The sequence below is a fragment of the Sphaerotilus microaerophilus genome (genome assembly GCF_023734135.1).
Classification (GTDB): domain Bacteria; phylum Pseudomonadota; class Gammaproteobacteria; order Burkholderiales; family Burkholderiaceae_C; genus Sphaerotilus; species Sphaerotilus microaerophilus.
The window spans coordinates 4077176-4093845 of sequence record NZ_AP025730.1; the positions used below are offsets into that span (position 1 = coordinate 4077176).

Genomic DNA, 16670 nt, shown 5'->3' on the forward strand with positions numbered 1-16670 from the left:
TCCCTCCCAACCCACCGGTCTGCGCATCCAGCGACGCGCCCGGGTTCAGCCCATGTGCAGGCCGCCGTTGCAGCTGAAGTCCGCACCGGTGGTGAAGCCGGAGTCCGGGCCCGCCAGCCAGGCGACGATGGAGCCGATTTCTTCCGGCGTGCCCAGGCGCTTGACCGGGATGGTGGCGACGATCTTCTCCAGCACTTCGGGCTTGATCGCACGGACCATGTCGGTGCCGATGTAGCCGGGGCTGACGGTGTTCACGGTCACGCCCTTGTTGGCCAGTTCCTGCGCCAGGGCCATCGTGAAGCCGTGCATACCGGCCTTGGCGGCCGAGTAGTTGGTCTGGCCGGCCTGGCCCTTCTCGCCATTGACCGAAGAGATCTGGATGATGCGGCCCCAGCCCTTCTCGACCATGCCCGGCACGACCTGCTTGGTCACGTAGAACATGGAGTTCAGGTTGGTGTCGATGACCGCCTTCCAGTCGTCGGGCGTCATCTTCAGGAACATGCGGTCCTTGGTGATGCCGGCGTTGTTGACCAGCACCTCGATCGGACCATGCTCGGCCACTGCCTTCGAGAAGGCCTCGACGGTGGATTCCCAGTCAGCGACGTTGCCGACCGAGGCGTAGAAGGTATAGCCGTCGGCCTTCTGCTCGTCCAGCCACTTCTGGTAGTCACGGCTCGGGCCGCAACCGGCGATCACTTTGAAGCCTTCCTTGTGCAGGCGGCGGCAGATGGCGGTACCGATGCCACCCATGCCTCCGGTGACGTAGGCTACTTTCTGGGTCATGCTGTCTCTCCTTCGTGTATCAGCCTGCGCACGATACGCAGGCAGGGGGTCGGTGGTCCATCGGTGCCAGCCCCCGGGGGGAGCCGGTCTCGTCAGGATGTTCTACTCAGCGCTCGACGGTCAGGGCCACGCCCATGCCGCCGCCGATGCACAGCGAGGCGATGCCCTTCTTGGCATCGCGGCGCTGCATCTCGTGCAGCAGCGTGACCAGGATGCGGCAGCCGGAGGCGCCGATCGGGTGGCCGATGGCGATCGCACCGCCGTTGACGTTGACCTTGCTGGTGTCCCAGCCCATTTCCTTGTGCACCGCGCAGGCCTGGGCGGCAAAGGCCTCGTTGATCTCGAGCAGGTCGAGGTCGGCAGCGGACCAGCCCGCGCGCTGCAGTGCACGGCGGGCAGCCGGCACCGGTCCCATGCCCATGATGGCGGGGTCGAGGCCGGCGCTGGCGTAGCTGGCAATGCGGGCCAGCGGCTTCAGGCCCAGGGCGGCTGCCTTGGCGGCGCTCATCACCATCACCGCGGCGGCACCGTCATTGATGCCCGAGGCGTTGCCGGCGGTGACCGAGCCGGCCTTGTCGAAGGCGGGCTTGAGGCCCGACAGCGCTTCGAGGTTGGTCTTGCGGTTCAGGAACTCGTCGGTGTCGAAGACCACCGGATCTCCCTTGCGCTGCGGAATGCTGATGCCGACGATCTCGTCCTTGAACTTGCCGGCATCCTGGGCGGCAGCGGCCTTCAGCTGCGAGCCGATGGCCAGTTCGTCCTGGGCCTCACGGCTGATGCCGTACTGCCTGGCGACGTTCTCGGCCGTGATGCCCATGTGGTACTTGTTGTACACGTCCCACAGGCCGTCGTTGATCATGGTGTCGACCAGCTTGGTGTCGCCCATGCGCGCGCCGTTGCGGCTGTTCATCAGCACGTGCGGGGAGGCACTCATGTTTTCCTGGCCGCCGGCGATGACGATCTCGCTGTCACCGTCGCGGATGGCCTGGGCGGCCAGCATCACGGCCTTCAGGCCGGAGCCGCAGACCTTGTTGATGGTCATCGCAGGCACGGCGTTCGGCAGGCCGGACTTGATGACGGACTGGCGCGCCGGGTTCTGGCCGGAGCCGGCGGTCAGCACCTGGCCCAGGATGACTTCGCCGATCTGGTCACCGGCCAGGCCGGTGCGAGCCAGCAGGCCCTGGATGACGGCGGCGCCCAGATCAGGGGCGGCGATACCGGCGAGCGAGCCGCCGAACTTGCCCACCGCGGTGCGAGCGGCGGCGACGATGACGATGTCGGTCATGAAAACTACCTTTCGGTCTCGAAAGTGAAAAAACGGCGCGCAGTATCGCTCGCGCCGCGGGCCTGTTCCAGATCCGTCAGGCCTTCTGCTTCACATAGCGCCCGGGAGCGGGCTCGATGGGCGGGTGGCTGCGGTTGCCCAGCGCCTTCGGTGCGGCCTTGAGCTTGCCGCCCTGGGGGTTGAGCCAGTCGGTCCACTCGGTCCACCAGCTGCCGGGCACCGAGGTGGCGCCCTCGAACCACTGCGCCGCCGTGCCAGACAGGTCGTCGTTCTTCCAGTAGTTGCGCTTCTTCTTGGCCGGAGGGTTGATCACGCCGGCGATGTGGCCGGAGGCGCCCAGCACGTAGCGCAGCGGGCCCTTGAGCACGCGCGTGTTCAGGTAGGCCGAGTCCCAGGGCACGATGTGGTCTTCGCGCGAGGCGTAGATGAAGGCCGGGCACTGGATCGCCCCCAGGTCCACCTTCTCGCCGCAGACCGTCAGTGCACCGGGCACCTTCAGCTTGTCTTCCAGGTAGGTGTGGCGCAGGTACCAGCAGTACATCGGGCCGGGCAGGTTGGTGCTGTCGCCGTTCCAGTACAGCAGGTCGAACGGCGGGGGGGCCTCGCCCTTCAGATAGTTGCCGACGACGTAGTTCCACACCAGGTCGTTCGGGCGCAGGAAGCTGAAGGTGGTGGCGAGCTCGCTGCCCTTGAGCAGGCCCGGGCCGCCGGGTGCATCGGCGCCGATGCTCATCTCGCGCAGGCGCACGCCCGGCTCGTCGATGAACAGGTCCAGCACGCCGGTGGCGCTGAAGTCCAGGAAGGAGGTCAGCATCGTCAGGCTCGCTGCGGGTTGCTCACCGCGCGCGGCCAGCACCGCCAGACCGGTGGCCAGCAGGGTACCGCCAACGCAGAAGCCCAGCGTGTTGAGCGTCTTCGAGCCGCTGATCTCCTGCACCACGCGGATGGCGCGGATCACGGCGTCCTCGATGTAGTCGTCCCAGGTCTTGCTGGCCAGGCTCTGGTCGGCATTGCGCCAGCTGACCACGAAGAGGCGATGGCCCTGCTCCACCGTGTACCGGATCAGCGAGTTCTCCGGCTGCAGGTCCATGATGTAGTACTTGTTGATGCACGGGGGCACGAACAGCATCGGCCGTTCGTACACCTTCGCACCCAGCGGCTTGTACTCGATGAGCTGGAACAGCTCGTTCTCGAACACCACCGCGCCCTCGGTGGTCGCGACGTTGCGGCCCACCTCGAACACCGATTCATCGGTCTGCGACACGTGGCCCTGCTGCAGGTCCTTGTACAGCAGCGCCATGCCCTGGGACAGGCTCTCGCCCTTGGTGTCCAGCGCCTTCTTCTGGGCATCGGCGTTCAGGGCCAGGAAGTTGGACGGCGCGGCCGCGTCGATCCACTGCTGCACCGCGAAGCGCACCCGCGCCCGGGTCTTCTCGTCACCCTGCACCGCGTCGGCCAGCTCCATCAGGGTGCGGGCGTTGAGCAGGTAGTTGGCGGCGGCGAAGCCCGCCATCGGGTTGGTGGCCCAGGCGTCCGAGGAGAAGCGGCGATCGCCCTGCAGCGTCGTCGCGCCGGCGCTGAGGCTGTTGTTCCACAGCTCCGCGGCCTGGCGCAGGTACTCGGCCTGGATGCGCGCCAGCTCGGCGGGCGGGATCTTCAGGTCGGCAAAGGCCTGCATGGCCGGCGCCATCGAAGCACCGAAGGAGCCAAGCTGCTGGCCGAGCCGGCCGATGTCGGGCGCACCGGGCAACTGGAATGCGGTTTTGCCGAAATCGGTCAGGCCCGGCAGCCCGGGAATGCCCCAGGGGGCGAAATTCGTGGATTGCATCGTCTCCTCAGCGGGTCAACTGGCCCCTCGCCCTGCGTGAACCGGCGATTGACGGGTGGCAACATTATGGTCGGAACGGCTTGCACGAACCTTTTCCAACTCCTGGGATAGACCCCGATGTACCTGGTGGCGATTGGCTGGCTCTACGTGGCCCTGATGATGGCGCTTGCCGAGGGCCTGGCGCCCAACGGCGGCTGGCTCGGTGCGGCCATCACGTTCATCTTCTATGGCCTGCTGCCGACGGCGCTGCTGCTGTACATCCTGGGCACGCCGGGGCGGCGCAGGCTGCGGCGTGCCCGTGAGGCGCAGGAGCAACAGCCTGCCGATGCCGCGGCTCCGCCGGATCGCGCCGCCTAAGCGCTGCGCCAGATCAGTGCCGCCATACGGCCCGTGTGGCGGTCGCGGCGGTAGGAAAAGTAGCGCTGTGCGTTCGTGACCGTGCACCAACCTGTGCTGCCATCGTTGCCCTGCAGGTGCACGAGGCCGGCGGCCGCCAGCCGGTCACGCGCCAGGCCGGCCAGGTCGGCCAGCCACTTTGAATCCACCTCCCCGACCGCACTCTCATCCGCACCCGCACCGGTGCGCCGGGTGAAGCGCGCCGAATCCGTCAACGCGGCCGGGGCCGCCCCGAAGGCACGCAACACGTCGGCGCCCACCTCGAACTGCGCCGGCCCGATGCAGGGTCCGAGCCAGGCCTCGATCGCCTCGGGCGGCTGGCCGGCCAGCTCGCACACTGCCTCCAGCGTGGCCTCCAGCACGCCGGCCGCCAAGCCCCGCCAGCCCGCGTGGGCAGCTGCCACGGCCCGCCCGGATCGGTCGGCAAAAAGCACCGGCAGGCAGTCGGCCACCTGGATCTCACAGGCCAAGCCCACAGTTGCAGTGGCGATGGCGTCGGCTACGGGCAACGGTGCACCGGGGTCGACGGACAGTCGCGCGATGCGATGCACGACCCCGCCGTGGACCTGATCCACGCGCACGCTCGGCACGCCCAGCGTCGCATGCAGGTGGCGCCGGTTGTGCGCCACCGCCGCCTCGTCATCACCGATGCCCGGGCGCACATTGAAGCCGTCGAACGGTGCCCTGCTGATGCCACCGAGCCGCGTGGTCATCGCGGCCTGCACGTTCACGGCGGTGAAGCGGGGGCGCAGCCAGCCGAGTCCCTCTGCGGGCACGGCCGCCGCCTGCTCGAAAGACACCGTTCAGTTCTCCGCATCGGGGCAGGCCGACGGCTGCGCAGCCTGGAAGGCTGGCAGCGCCATGCAGGCGTCGAAGACGCGCATCACGGTGGGCACGTGGTCCAGCCGGCAGTCGAAACGCTGCGCATTGAAGATCTGCGGCACGAGCACGCAGTCGGCCAGGCCGGGCGTGTCGCCATGGCAATACAGGCCGGTGGCACCGTCGGCGGTCAGGCGGCGCTCGACCGATTCCAGGCCGGCCTCGACCCAGTGACGGTACCAGGCGTTCTTGGCGTCTTCGCTGGCCCCCAGTTCCTTGACCAGGTAGCGCAGCACACGCAGGTTGTTCAGCGGGTGGATCTCGCAGGCGATGTCCAGCGCCAGCGCGCGCACCCGCGCCCGGCCCAGGGCATCTGCCGGCAGCAGCCGCGGCTGCGGGTAGGTCTCGTCGAGGTACTCGATGATGGCCAGAGACTGACTCAGCACCTGGCCCCCATCGACCAGCGAGGGCACCAGCCGGTGCGTGGCCACCGCGGCGTAGGTGGGATCGGCCTGCTCGTTGCGCACCAGGTGGACCGCACGGTAGTCGTGCGGCAGGCCCTTCAGCGCGAGGGCGATGCGCACCCGGAACGCCGCGGATGAGCGGAAATAGCTGTACAGCTCCATCGTTCGATCCTCTTGTCTTGTCTGGTGGTGGCCCACCCGGCCCGGCCCACACGAGAGGGGAGCCAGGACCGGCGGGCGGTGTGTCATACCGCACGGCAGCCGCCGGGGCAGGACATCTGCACGCGCCCGACCGGTGAAGCTCGGCGGGATCAGCTGATGATGCCACGGGCCTCGCGATACACTGCCCGGATGCACTTGACGCGCCGCATCAAGCACTGCCGCGAATGCGGTACCCCGGTCGAATACCGGATCCCGGACGACGACAACCGGGAACGCGCGACCTGCCCGGCCTGCACCACCATCCACTACGAGAACCCGCTCAACGTGGTCGGCACCGTGCCGGTGTGGGAGGACCAGGTGCTGCTGTGCCGGCGCAACATCGAGCCGCGCCGCGGCTTCTGGACCCTGCCAGCGGGCTTCATGGAACTGGGCGAGACGACCGCCGAAGGCGCGCTGCGCGAAACCATCGAGGAAGCCGGCGCACGCATCGAACTGCTGCCGCTGTACACCGTGCTGAACGTGGTGCCGGCCGGCCAGGTGCATTTCTTCTACCGCGCGCGGCTGCTGGACACCCGCTTCGACCCCGGTCCGGAGACCATCGAGGTGGGGCTGTTCCGGGAGACCGAACTGCCCTGGTCCGAGATCGCCTTCCGCACCGTGCGCATGACGCTGGAACACTATTTTGCGGACCGGCGCCACGGCCACTTCGGCACGCACTGTGGCGACATCGCCTGACGCCTGCGGCCACTGCGGCCGCAGCCTCCCGAACCGACGCCCCCCTCGCTGCCGATGAGCATGATCCCTCCCCGCCCGGGCCCGGCCGTCGGCCTGCGTCCTGCCGCCACGGGTGCCCAGGCCGGCGCCGCCGGCCGCGCACCATCCCCGCCGTCCACTCCGTCCCCACCCCACGCCCCCTCTGCCGCCACGCCCCCCGCTGCAGCCAGAGCGCCATCGGCAGAGGCCACACCACCAGCCGGCAACGCCACCGACACCGACCGCCTGCGTGAGGACCTGCTGCACCCCGATCCGCTGCTGGACTGCCTGCTCGAAATCTGCCGCCTGCACGGCGTGAGCGCCTCACGCGCCTCCCTGGCCGCCGGGCTGCCGCTGGACGATGGGCGCCTGTCGCTGCACCTGGTCGAGCGCGCGGCCGGCCGCGTGGGCATGTCCACGCGCCTGCAGCGCGCCAAGCCGAACCGCATCGACATCGCCACGCTGCCGGCCATCCTGCTGCTCAAGGACAACGACGCCTGCGTGCTGCTGGGCTGGACCAAGGAGGGTGACGCCCGCGTGCTGATGCCAGAGACTGGCCAGGGCGCCGTGCTGATGCCCCGGCGCGAACTGGCGCGCCGCTACAGCGGCGTGACGCTGTTCGTGCGGCCGCACTTCCGCTTCGACGAGCGCACGCCCGAGGTGCGCCCGGTGCGCTCCGGCCACTGGTTCTGGAGCGCCGTCGCCAGCCAGCGCGGCGTCTACCGGGACGTGCTGTGGGCGGCCTTCCTGATCAACGTCTTCGCGCTGGCCTTTCCGATCTTCACGATGAACGTCTACGACCGCGTGGTGCCCAACCACGCGGTGGAGACCCTCTGGGTGCTGGCCGTCGGCCTGCTGCTGGCGCTGGGCGCAGACCTCTACATGCGGCTGCTGCGCAGCCGCTTCGTCGACGAGGCCAGCTCACGCATCGACGTGCAGCTGGCCGGCCACCTGATGGAGCGCGTGCTCGGCATGCGGCTGGAACACCGGCCACAGTCGGTGGGCTCCTTCGCCGCCAACCTGCGCGGCTACGAGCAGGTGCGCGACTTCATCGCCTCCTCCACCGTCACCGCGCTGGTGGACCTGCCCTTCACGCTGCTGTTCATCGCCGCGATGGCCTGGATCTCGCCCTGGCTGGTGCTGCCGGTGCTGATCGCCTTCGCGCTGATCCTGGTCGTCGGCTTCGTCCTGCAGCACCGCCTGCACGAGCTGGCGCAGACCACCTACCAGGCCGGCGCGCAGCGCAATGCCACGCTGGTGGAGGCGCTCACCGGCATCGAGACGATCAAGACGCAGGCGGCCGAGTCGGTCATCCAGGCGCGCTGGGAGCGCAACAACCACTTCCTGGCGCAGACCCAGGTGCGCATGCGCGAGCTGTCGGCGAAGGCCAACTACGGCACCAGCTGGCTGGCGCAGATCGTTTCGCTCAGCGTGGTGGTGATCGGCGTGCAGCTGATCACGCAGCGCGAGCTGACCATGGGCGCGCTGATCGCCTGCACCGCATTGGCCTCGCGCGCGCTGGCCCCGGCCGGGCAGATCGTGGCCCTGCTGATGCAGTACCAGGGCGCGCGCACGGCGCTGCAGTCGCTGGAGAAGGTGATGGAGCGGCCGGTCGAGCGCGAGGCCAGCCAGGCCTTCCTGCATCGGCGCGAGCTGCGCGGCGAGATCGAGCTGCGCGACGTGCGCTTTGCCTACCCTGGGCGCGACGACGCGGTGATCGACGGTGTCAGCCTGCGCATCGCCGCGGGCGACCGCGTCGCCCTGATCGGCCGGGTGGGTTCGGGCAAGACCACGCTGCAGAAGCTCATGCTCGGCCTGTACCAGCCCAGCGAGGGCGCAGTGCTGCTCGACGGCATCGACCTGCGCCAGCTCGACCCGGCCGATGTGCGCCGCAACCTCGCCTACGTCTCGCAGGACGTGACGCTGTTCTACGGCACGCTGCGCGAGAACATCACGCTGGGCCTGCCCTACGCCGACGACCAGGCGGTGGTCAACGCCGCCGACACCGCCTGCCTGCTGGAGTTCGTCAACCGCCACCCGCGTGGCTTCGACCTGGCGGTGGGCGAGCGCGGCGAGCTGCTCTCCGGCGGCCAGCGCCAGGCCGTGGGCATCGCCCGCGCGGTGCTGCACCAGGCGCCGATCCTGCTGCTCGACGAGCCCACCAGCGCCATGGATTTCTCCACCGAGGCGCAGATCACCCGCAAGGTGTCCGACTTCGCGATGGACAAGACCGTCGTGCTCGTGACGCACCGCACCTCGATGCTCGCCCTGGTCAACCGCGTGATCGTGATCGACGGCGGCAAGGTCGTCGCCGACGGCCCGCGCGACCGCATCCTCGAAGCCCTGCAGGCCGGGCGCATCGCGAGGGCCGCCTGATGAACGACCGCCTGATCTCGCTGGGCCGGCGCCTGCTGCGCACGCTGGAGGCGCTGCGCACGCGGCTCGACCCGCTCACGCGCCGCCTGCTCGGCCCCACTGTGGCCGACGAGGCCGGTGGCCGGACCGTGACCAGCTACGACCTGGAAGCCGACGAGCTGCTCTCGCGCGAATCCACCGCCCGCGCCCAACGCATCGTGCGCGCCGCGGTGCTGGTGATCGTGCTGCTGATCGTCTGGTCCGCCTTCGCCCCGATCGACGAGGTCACGCGCGGCGACGGCAAGGTCATCCCCTCGCGCCAGTTGCAGGTGGTGCAGTCGCTCGACGGCGGCGTGGTCTCCGAGATCCTGGTGCGCGAGGGCCAGGAGGTCGAGTCCGGACAGCTGCTGCTGCGCATCGACGTGACCCGCGCCACCTCCGGCGTGCGCGAGAGCGCCTCGCAGACCTTTTCGCTGCAGGTGCGGCGCGCCCGGCTGAAGGCGCTGGCCGAGGGCAGCCCCTTCCTGCCGCCCACGGCCCCGGCCAACGACCTGGAAGCACAGCGCACCATCGACGAGGAGCGCAATCTGTATCAGGCACGGGTTTCCGAACTCGCCGCGATGGTTTCCATCAACCGCCAGCAACTGATGCAGCGCGAACAGGAATTGAGCGAGGCCCGCTCGCGCCGGTCCTCGGCGCAGCGCAGCCTGGATATTTCGCGCCAGGAACTGGCCAAAACGCGGCCGCTGCTCAAGTCCGGCGCAATTTCCGAAGTCGAGGTGCTGCGCATCGAACGCGACGTGAGCCGCGCCAGCGGCGAGGTCGAACAGACCGGCGCCCAGATCGCCCGCGTACAGGCGGCCATCGGCGAGGCCCAGCGCAAGATCACCGAAACCGAGTTGTCATTTCGCAACGAAGCACGCAAGGAAATGTCAGATGTGCTGGCGCGTTTGAATGCCCTCAACGAAGGGGCCGTTGCGCTGGCCGACAAGGTGGACAAGGCCCAGGTCAAATCCCCGGTGCGCGGGCGGGTGCAGCGCCTGCTCGCCAATACCGTGGGCGGCGTGGTTCAACCGGGCAAGGACATCGTTGAAATCGTGCCCCTCGACGACGCCCTGGTGCTGGAGGCAAGGGTGCAGCCCAAGGACATCGCCTTTATCCATCCGGGTCAACCCGCCACGGTGAAGTTCAGCGCCTACGATTTCTCCATATATGGCGGCCTGTCGGCCAAGGTCGAGAACATCAGCCCGGATACCCAGGTCGATGAGCGTGGCAACGCGTTTTATGTCGTGCGCGTGCGCACCGACACCGTCCATTTCAGCGAGCAGCAACCCATCATCCCGGGCATGACGGCCGAGGTGGACATCCTGACGGGCAAGAAAACCGTGCTGTCGTATTTGCTCAAACCCGTGCTCAAGGCCAAGGCCTACGCATTGCGCGAGCGCTGAGCCAGATCGGAAAGCAGCAGGCCGCCACACGGGGCCGCGTCCGGCTGGGTAGTGCACAGCGAATTTGCGCACTGCCATCGACGGCCCCGGTCACGCCAACGCCCGGCGCCCCTTATCGGATTTCGCAGAAACCGCTATCCTTGAGCAGTTTCCCGGCCCCGACAATACTGTTACATATATTGACCGTGCAGGGCGCGCGTACCTCCTCGTGGAGGTGGAGCGCGCTCAAATTGCACCGCACCGACGCATCGAAAGGCAGACATGGCAGCCAGCACCGCCCGCCCCGCAGTGGCCACCAAGGCCGCTTCCAAGCCTGCAGTGGGCTCGAAGTCAGGCCCCATCCCCAACCTCGGCACCAACGACCTGGTCGAGAGCTACGTCCCGGCGCGCCTGCCCGAGGGCATGGTCACGGGCGTCTGGGGTCGCGCCATCATCCGTCCCGCAGGTGGGCAGCCGCGCCCGCTGGTGGTGGGTGACGAGGTCCGCAAGGGCGACATGATCCTCACGTCGCAGAACGGCATCGTGCAGATCAAGCACGACGGCACGCGGCTGGCCCGCGTCCCGGACGGCGAGTCGCTGGAGAACGTGATCGTGGCCGTCAATACCGGCGACGCCCCGCCGGGAGCCGGTGGCGCCAGCGGCGGCAGCCTGCAGCCCGGCCTGCGCGTGGACCGGCTCTACGAAGTGGTTTCTGCGCAGGATTACGCCTTCGACGCGACCCAGGCCGGTACCGGTCTGGCCGTGCGTGCCGACGTCGACAACGGCGTCCCCACCGTGGCCACCGTCGAGCCTGGCGCTCCAGGCGCCGGTGACGACGCGGTCCCCGAGGGCACCGCGGCCGCCAACACCCTGGTCTACACAGTCACCCTCACCCGGGCGACCACCACGGTGCTGACCCTGCCGATCAGCATCGGCGGAGGGACCGCTTCCGCCGACGACTACAGCGGCACCGCCACGTTCTCGAACGGCGTCACCCGCAACGCGGATGGCACGCTGAACGTCCCGGCCGGAGTGAGCAGCTTCACGATCTCGATACCGACAGCGCCCGACGCCACCGTCGAGGTCGACGAGACGGTACCGGTGGTGGTAGGGGGTGTGCTCGGCACGGGGGTGATCACCAATGACGACACGGCCCCTGTGGCAGCAGACGACGCGGGGGCGGTCACCCAGGATGCACAGTTGACCGTCTCAGCCACCGACGGCGTGATCCTGAGCAGCACGGTCGCCGCAGGGCGGGACCTTGACGTTGACCTTGATCCCCTGACGGTCACGGCCGTGCGCACCGGCGCAGAAGCCGGCTCCGGCACCGCCGGCAGCGTCGGCGCCGCCCTGGTCGGCACCTACGGCAGCCTCACCCTCAACGCCAACGGCTCCTACTCGTACGTGGCCGACCGCGCCGATGCGCTGGGGCTGGGCGCCACCGCCCTCGACACCTTCACCTACACCGTTTCCGACGGTCACGGCAATACCGACTCCGCCCAGCTGGTCATCACCGTCACGGGCACCAACGACGTGCCCGTCACCGTGGGCTCGCTGGCCGACCAGACCAGCCAGGACGGCGCCGCCGTCACCTTCCCCACCGCCTCGGGCTTCACTGACCCCGACTCCGGCGACACCCTGGCCTACTCCGCCTCCGGCCTGCCCTCCGGCCTGAGCATCGACCCCACCACGGGCGTCATCTCCGGCACCCTGCCCTCCAACGCCTCGGTCACCGACCCCTACACCATCGTCGTCACCGCCAGTGACGGCCACGGCGGCTCGGTCACCCAGACCTTCACCCTCACCGTCACCAACCCTCCTCCCGTGGCCGCCAACGATGCCGGCGCCGTCACCGAGGACAGCTCCCTCAGCGTCACCGCCGCCAACGGCGTCGTGCTCAGCGGCTCGGCCACCTCCGGCCGTGATGCCGACCCCGACGGCGACACCCTCACCGTCACCAGCGTGCGCACCGGTGCAGAAACCGGCTCCGGCACCGCCGGCACCCTCGGCACCGCCCTGGTCGGCACCTACGGCAGCCTCACCCTCAACGCCGACGGCTCCTACACCTACGTCGCCAACAACGCCAACGCCCTGGCCCTGGGCGCCACCGCCCTCGATACCTTCACCTACACCGTCTCCGACGGTCAGGGCGGCTCCGACTCCGCCCAGCTGGTCATCACCGTCACGGGCGCCAACGACGTGCCCGTCACCGTGGGCTCGCTGGCCGACCAGACCAGCCAGGACGGCGCCGCCGTCACCTTCCCCACCGCCTCGGGCTTCACTGACCCCGACTCCGGCGACACCCTGGCCTACTCCGCCTCCGGCCTGCCCTCCGGCCTGAGCATCGACCCCACCACGGGCGTCATCTCCGGCACCCTGCCCTCCAACGCCTCGGTCACCGACCCCTACGCCATCGTCGTCACCGCCAGTGACGGCCACGGCGGCTCGGTCACCCAGACCTTCACCCTCACCGTCACCAACCCTCCTCCCGTGGCCGCCAACGATGCCGGCGCCGTCACCGAGGACAGCTCCCTCAGCGTCACCGCCGCCAACGGCGTCGTGCTCAGCGGCTCGGCCACCTCCGGCCGTGATGCCGACCCCGACGGCGACACCCTCACCGTCACCAGCGTGCGCACCGGTGCAGAAACCGGCTCCGGCACCACCGGCACCCTCGGCACCGCCCTGGTCGGCACCTACGGCAGCCTCACCCTCAATGCCGACGGCTCCTACACCTACGTCGCCAACAACGCCAACGCCCTGGCCCTGGGCGCCACCGCCCTCGATACCTTCACCTACACCGTCTCCGACGGTCAGGGCGGCTCCGACTCCGCCCAGCTGGTCATCACCGTCACCGGTGCCAACGACGTGCCCGTCACCGTGGGCTCGCTGGCCGACCAGACCAGCCAGGACGGCGCCGCCGTCACCTTCCCCACCGCCTCGGGCTTCACTGACCCCGACTCCGGCGACACCCTGGCCTACTCCGCCTCTGGCCTGCCCTCCGGCCTGAGCATCGACCCCACCACGGGCGTCATCTCCGGCACCCTGCCCTCCAACGCCTCGGTCACCGACCCCTACACCATCGTCGTCACCGCCAGTGACGGCCACGGCGGCTCGGTCACCCAGACCTTCACCCTCACCGTCACCAACCCTCCTCCCGTGGCCGCCAACGATGCCGGCGCCGTCACCGAGGACAGCTCCCTCAGCGTCACCGCCGCCAACGGCGTCGTGCTCAGCGGCTCGGCCACCTCCGGCCGTGATGCCGACCCCGACGGCGACACCCTCACCGTCACCAGCGTGCGCACCGGTGCAGAAACCGGCTCCGGCACCACCGGCACCCTCGGCACCGCCCTGGTCGGCACCTACGGCAGCCTCACCCTCAACGCCGACGGCTCCTACACCTACGTCGCCAACAACGCCAACGCCCTGGCCCTGGGCGCCACCGCCCTCGATACCTTCACCTACACCGTCTCCGACGGTCAGGGCGGCTCCGACTCCGCCCAGCTGGTCATCACCGTCACCGGTGCCAACGACGTGCCCGTCACCGTGGGCTCGCTGGCCGACCAGACCAGCCAGGACGGCGCCGCCGTCACCTTCCCCACCGCCTCGGGCTTCACTGACCCCGACTCCGGCGACACCCTGGCCTACTCCGCCTCTGGCCTGCCCTCCGGCCTGAGCATCGACCCCACCACGGGCGTCATCTCCGGCACCCTGCCCTCCAACGCCTCGGTCACCGACCCCTACACCATCGTCGTCACCGCCAGTGACGGCCACGGCGGCTCGGTCACCCAGACCTTCACCCTCACCGTCACCAACCCTCCTCCCGTGGCCGCCAACGATGCCGGCGCCGTCACCGAGGACAGCTCCCTCAGCGTCACCGCCGCCAACGGCGTCGTGCTCAGCGGCTCGGCCACCTCCGGCCGTGATGCCGACCCCGACGGCGACACCCTCACCGTCACCAGCGTGCGCACCGGTGCAGAAACCGGCTCCGGCACCACCGGCACCCTCGGCACCGCCCTGGTCGGCACCTACGGCAGCCTCACCCTCAATGCCGACGGCTCCTACACCTACGTCGCCAACAACGCCAACGCCCTGGCCCTGGGCGCCACCGCCCTCGATACCTTCACCTACACCGTCTCCGACGGTCAGGGCGGCTCCGACTCCGCCCAGCTCGTCATCACCGTCACGGGCACCAACGATGCACCCGTGCCGCAGGCCGACGGACTTGGTGCGACCGGCAATGGCACCAACGAAGACACCAGCGCCAGCGGCAATGTGCTCAACAACGACCAGGACGCAGATACGCCTGCAGCGGACCTGAGGATCGTGAGCTTCACGATCGCCGGTGTCGGCGACAGCACCGTCTACAGCGCCGGTACGACGGTCACCATCAGCGGTGTCGGTCGATTCACGCTGGCGGCTGACGGCAGCTACAGCTTCGTTCCTGCCGCCGACTACAACAACACCTCGGCCACCGCTCCGGTCGTGCACTACACGCTGACGGACGGGCTCGCTGAAGCGACCTCCCAGTTGAAGCTGCAGGTCACCGCCGTGCGCGACGCCATCATCGACTCGGAGAGCACCTGGGAGAACCGCCCGGTGGTGATCGACCTGCTCGACAACGACAAGTTCGCTGACAGCACCGCCCACATCACCCACCTCAATGGCCAGGCGGTCACGGCGGGTACCGGCGCCGAGATCCCTGTGCTCCAGAACGGCGTGCAAGTCGGCACGGTCTCGCTGGGCAGTGATGGCAAGGTCACCTTCGAGCCGGCCACGGGATACACCAACACGGTCGGCAACGAAGCCAGCTTCACCTACACGGTCAGCGCCGGCAGCAGCAGCGAAACAGCCAGCGTCTACATCCAGGTCGACCCTGCCATCGCGCTGTCTGGTTTGACGCCGACCAAGTACTGGACCTTCGACAACGCCAGCGGATCGACCGTCTCCGACGAAAGTGCCACGACGCAGCAGGGCACGCTCACGGGCGGTGCGACCCTGTCGGCCGGCCACATCGGCCAGGCCGTGGTGTTGAACGGCAGCTCAGGCTACGTCAACCTCGCCAACGCCTCGACCACGACCAACCTGCTCGAAGGCAAGGGTGGCATGTCCGCCAGCCTCGCCTTCTGGGTCAAGCTCGATCCGGGCCAGACCGGAGGCAGCGTCATCGGCGCCAACAGCGCCAGCACCATCGATCCTGGCAGCAACCTGGGGTGGGGCCAGGTCAGCGCGGACGGACACATCGGCCTGGTGCGGGGCAATCAGGCGGTGTTCGGCAGCACGGCGATCAACGACGGCCAGTGGCATCACGTCGTGATCTCCTACGCGCAGAGCCCGACCGACTCCAAGATCCAGTCCGCCACCATCTGGGTGGACGGTTCCCTCGATGGCAGTGGCTTCACCTTCGCCGACGGCCTTCTCAACGTCGAGTTCACCGGCTTCGGGATCAACAACGCCAAGGCGGCCACCGACGGCACGTCAACCTACTTCAAGGGCACGCTGGATGACATCCGCGTCTACAGCGGCGTGCTCACCGAGGATCAGGTGCTGGCCATCCACACCGCCGAAGCGGCGCAAAGCGGCAATTCGAGCGCTGATCGCCTGGTGCTGGACAACGACCAGGGCAGCGTGAGCTTCGCTGTCGCGGGCAACCCGCTCTTCATTCACCTCAGTGGCGTGCCCAATGGCGCCAAGCTGACCGACGGTGTGAATGAAGTGACCATCGGCACCTCGGGTGAGGCCAGCATCACCAACCCGGCCAGCTGGAACCTGCAGTCCTTGTCGCTGGAAGGACTTGGGAGCCGTTCGGCCCTGGTGAGCGTGGATGCCACGTTGTCGGACGGCAGCACGGTCGGGAAGATGACCATCGACGTCGTCGCGGGCCACTCGGCCACCACCTCGACCGACACCTGGACATCGGGTTCCGGCAGCGACGTCTTTGCCTGGACACTGGCGGACGCCGGTGCATCTGGCTCGCCGGGGCAGGACACGATCGCAGGTTTCAATGCGTCGTCAACGAAGACGGCTGGGGGCGACGTGCTGGACCTGCGCGATCTCCTGGTGGGGGAGCACGCTGCAGCTGGAGCCTACAACCTGGAAAACTTCCTGCATGTCGAGCTGCCCTCCGGCAGCGCCACGAGCACCACCCTGCACGTCAGTTCAAACGGTGGCTTCGCGGGCGGCAACTACGCAGCCGGCCAGGAAACCCAGGTGATCGAGCTGACTCAGACGCAGTTGGCCTCAGCACTCGGCTTGGCCACGGATGCCACCGAGTCGGCCATCCTCAAGGCGATGGTCGAGCAAGGCAAGCTGGTGGTTGATCCCTGATCCAACCGGTGCTTGCTGCCCTTCAACGACAAGGGGCGCTCGATTGAGCGCCCCTTGTCCTGTGAGAAGAATGC

10 protein-coding genes are annotated in these 16670 nt (G+C 68.7%); 5 read left to right on the forward strand and 5 right to left on the reverse strand.

The window, feature by feature from the left end; genetic code table 11:
* Positions 1-45 precede the first annotated feature (45 nt).
* The 3 genes from phbB to phaC all read right to left on the reverse strand — a co-directional run bounded on the left by phbB (position 46) and on the right by phaC (position 3896).
* Positions 46-783 (reverse strand): acetoacetyl-CoA reductase, encoded by a 738-nt coding sequence (gene phbB, locus NGK70_RS17410; RefSeq protein WP_251969756.1) that lies wholly within the window; start codon positions 781-783, stop codon positions 46-48.
* Positions 784-889: 106 nt separating this feature from the next.
* Complete coding sequence (locus NGK70_RS17415; RefSeq protein ID WP_251969757.1) at positions 890-2068, reverse strand: acetyl-CoA C-acetyltransferase; 1179 nt, start codon at positions 2066-2068, stop codon at positions 890-892.
* A gap of 76 nt (positions 2069-2144) precedes the next feature.
* Positions 2145-3896, reverse strand: a complete 1752-nt coding sequence (gene phaC / locus NGK70_RS17420; protein WP_428985529.1) for a class I poly(R)-hydroxyalkanoic acid synthase — start codon at positions 3894-3896, stop codon at positions 2145-2147.
* A gap of 117 nt (positions 3897-4013) precedes the next feature.
* On the opposite strand from phaC, the gene NGK70_RS17425 reads away from it, so the two are divergent.
* The gene (locus NGK70_RS17425; RefSeq protein ID WP_251969758.1) at positions 4014-4253 is read left to right on the forward strand and encodes a hypothetical protein; all 240 of its coding nucleotides are present in this window, start codon (positions 4014-4016) and stop codon (positions 4251-4253) included.
* Here NGK70_RS17425 and pgeF read toward each other — a convergent pair.
* Together pgeF and maiA are read right to left on the reverse strand one after the other, a co-directional pair.
* Positions 4250-5092 (reverse strand): peptidoglycan editing factor PgeF, encoded by an 843-nt coding sequence (gene pgeF, locus NGK70_RS17430; protein WP_251969759.1) that lies wholly within the window; start codon positions 5090-5092, stop codon positions 4250-4252. The two genes, NGK70_RS17425 and pgeF, sit on opposite strands and share 4 nt — an antisense overlap.
* Before the next feature lie 3 nt (positions 5093-5095).
* Complete coding sequence (gene maiA, locus NGK70_RS17435; protein ID WP_251969760.1) at positions 5096-5737, reverse strand: maleylacetoacetate isomerase; 642 nt, start codon at positions 5735-5737, stop codon at positions 5096-5098.
* Positions 5738-5926: 189 nt separating this feature from the next.
* On the opposite strand from maiA, the gene NGK70_RS17440 reads away from it, so the two are divergent.
* The 4 genes from NGK70_RS17440 to NGK70_RS17455 all read left to right on the forward strand — a co-directional run bounded on the left by NGK70_RS17440 (position 5927) and on the right by NGK70_RS17455 (position 16596).
* Positions 5927-6472, forward strand: coding sequence for an NUDIX hydrolase (locus NGK70_RS17440; protein ID WP_251969761.1), 546 nt, complete (start codon positions 5927-5929; stop codon positions 6470-6472).
* 60 nt (positions 6473-6532) lie between these two features.
* Positions 6533-8866, forward strand: a complete 2334-nt coding sequence (locus NGK70_RS17445; protein ID WP_251969762.1) for a type I secretion system permease/ATPase — start codon at positions 6533-6535, stop codon at positions 8864-8866.
* A complete protein-coding gene (locus NGK70_RS17450; RefSeq protein WP_251969763.1) occupies positions 8866-10293 on the forward strand; it encodes an HlyD family type I secretion periplasmic adaptor subunit in 1428 nt (475 codons plus the stop codon). The genes NGK70_RS17445 and NGK70_RS17450 overlap by 1 nt, the downstream gene beginning before the upstream one ends.
* A 261-nt stretch (positions 10294-10554) precedes the next feature.
* Positions 10555-16596, forward strand: coding sequence for an Ig-like domain-containing protein (locus NGK70_RS17455; protein ID WP_251969764.1), 6042 nt, complete (start codon positions 10555-10557; stop codon positions 16594-16596).
* Positions 16597-16670: the final 74 nt, after the last annotated feature.

Coding starts and splice junctions, on each gene's coding strand:
- phbB (WP_251969756.1), bottom strand. CDS start 783: ATGACCCAGAAAGTAGCCTACGTCACCGGAGGCATGGGTGGCATCGGT.
- NGK70_RS17415 (WP_251969757.1), bottom strand. CDS start 2,068: ATGACCGACATCGTCATCGTCGCCGCCGCTCGCACCGCGGTGGGCAAG.
- phaC (WP_428985529.1), bottom strand. CDS start 3,896: ATGCAATCCACGAATTTCGCCCCCTGGGGCATTCCCGGGCTGCCGGGC.
- NGK70_RS17425 (WP_251969758.1), top strand. CDS start 4,014: ATGTACCTGGTGGCGATTGGCTGGCTCTACGTGGCCCTGATGATGGCG.
- maiA (WP_251969760.1), bottom strand. CDS start 5,737: ATGGAGCTGTACAGCTATTTCCGCTCATCCGCGGCGTTCCGGGTGCGC.
- NGK70_RS17440 (WP_251969761.1), top strand. CDS start 5,927: ATGCACTTGACGCGCCGCATCAAGCACTGCCGCGAATGCGGTACCCCG.
- NGK70_RS17445 (WP_251969762.1), top strand. CDS start 6,533: ATGATCCCTCCCCGCCCGGGCCCGGCCGTCGGCCTGCGTCCTGCCGCC.
- NGK70_RS17450 (WP_251969763.1), top strand. CDS start 8,866: ATGAACGACCGCCTGATCTCGCTGGGCCGGCGCCTGCTGCGCACGCTG.
- NGK70_RS17455 (WP_251969764.1), top strand. CDS start 10,555: ATGGCAGCCAGCACCGCCCGCCCCGCAGTGGCCACCAAGGCCGCTTCC.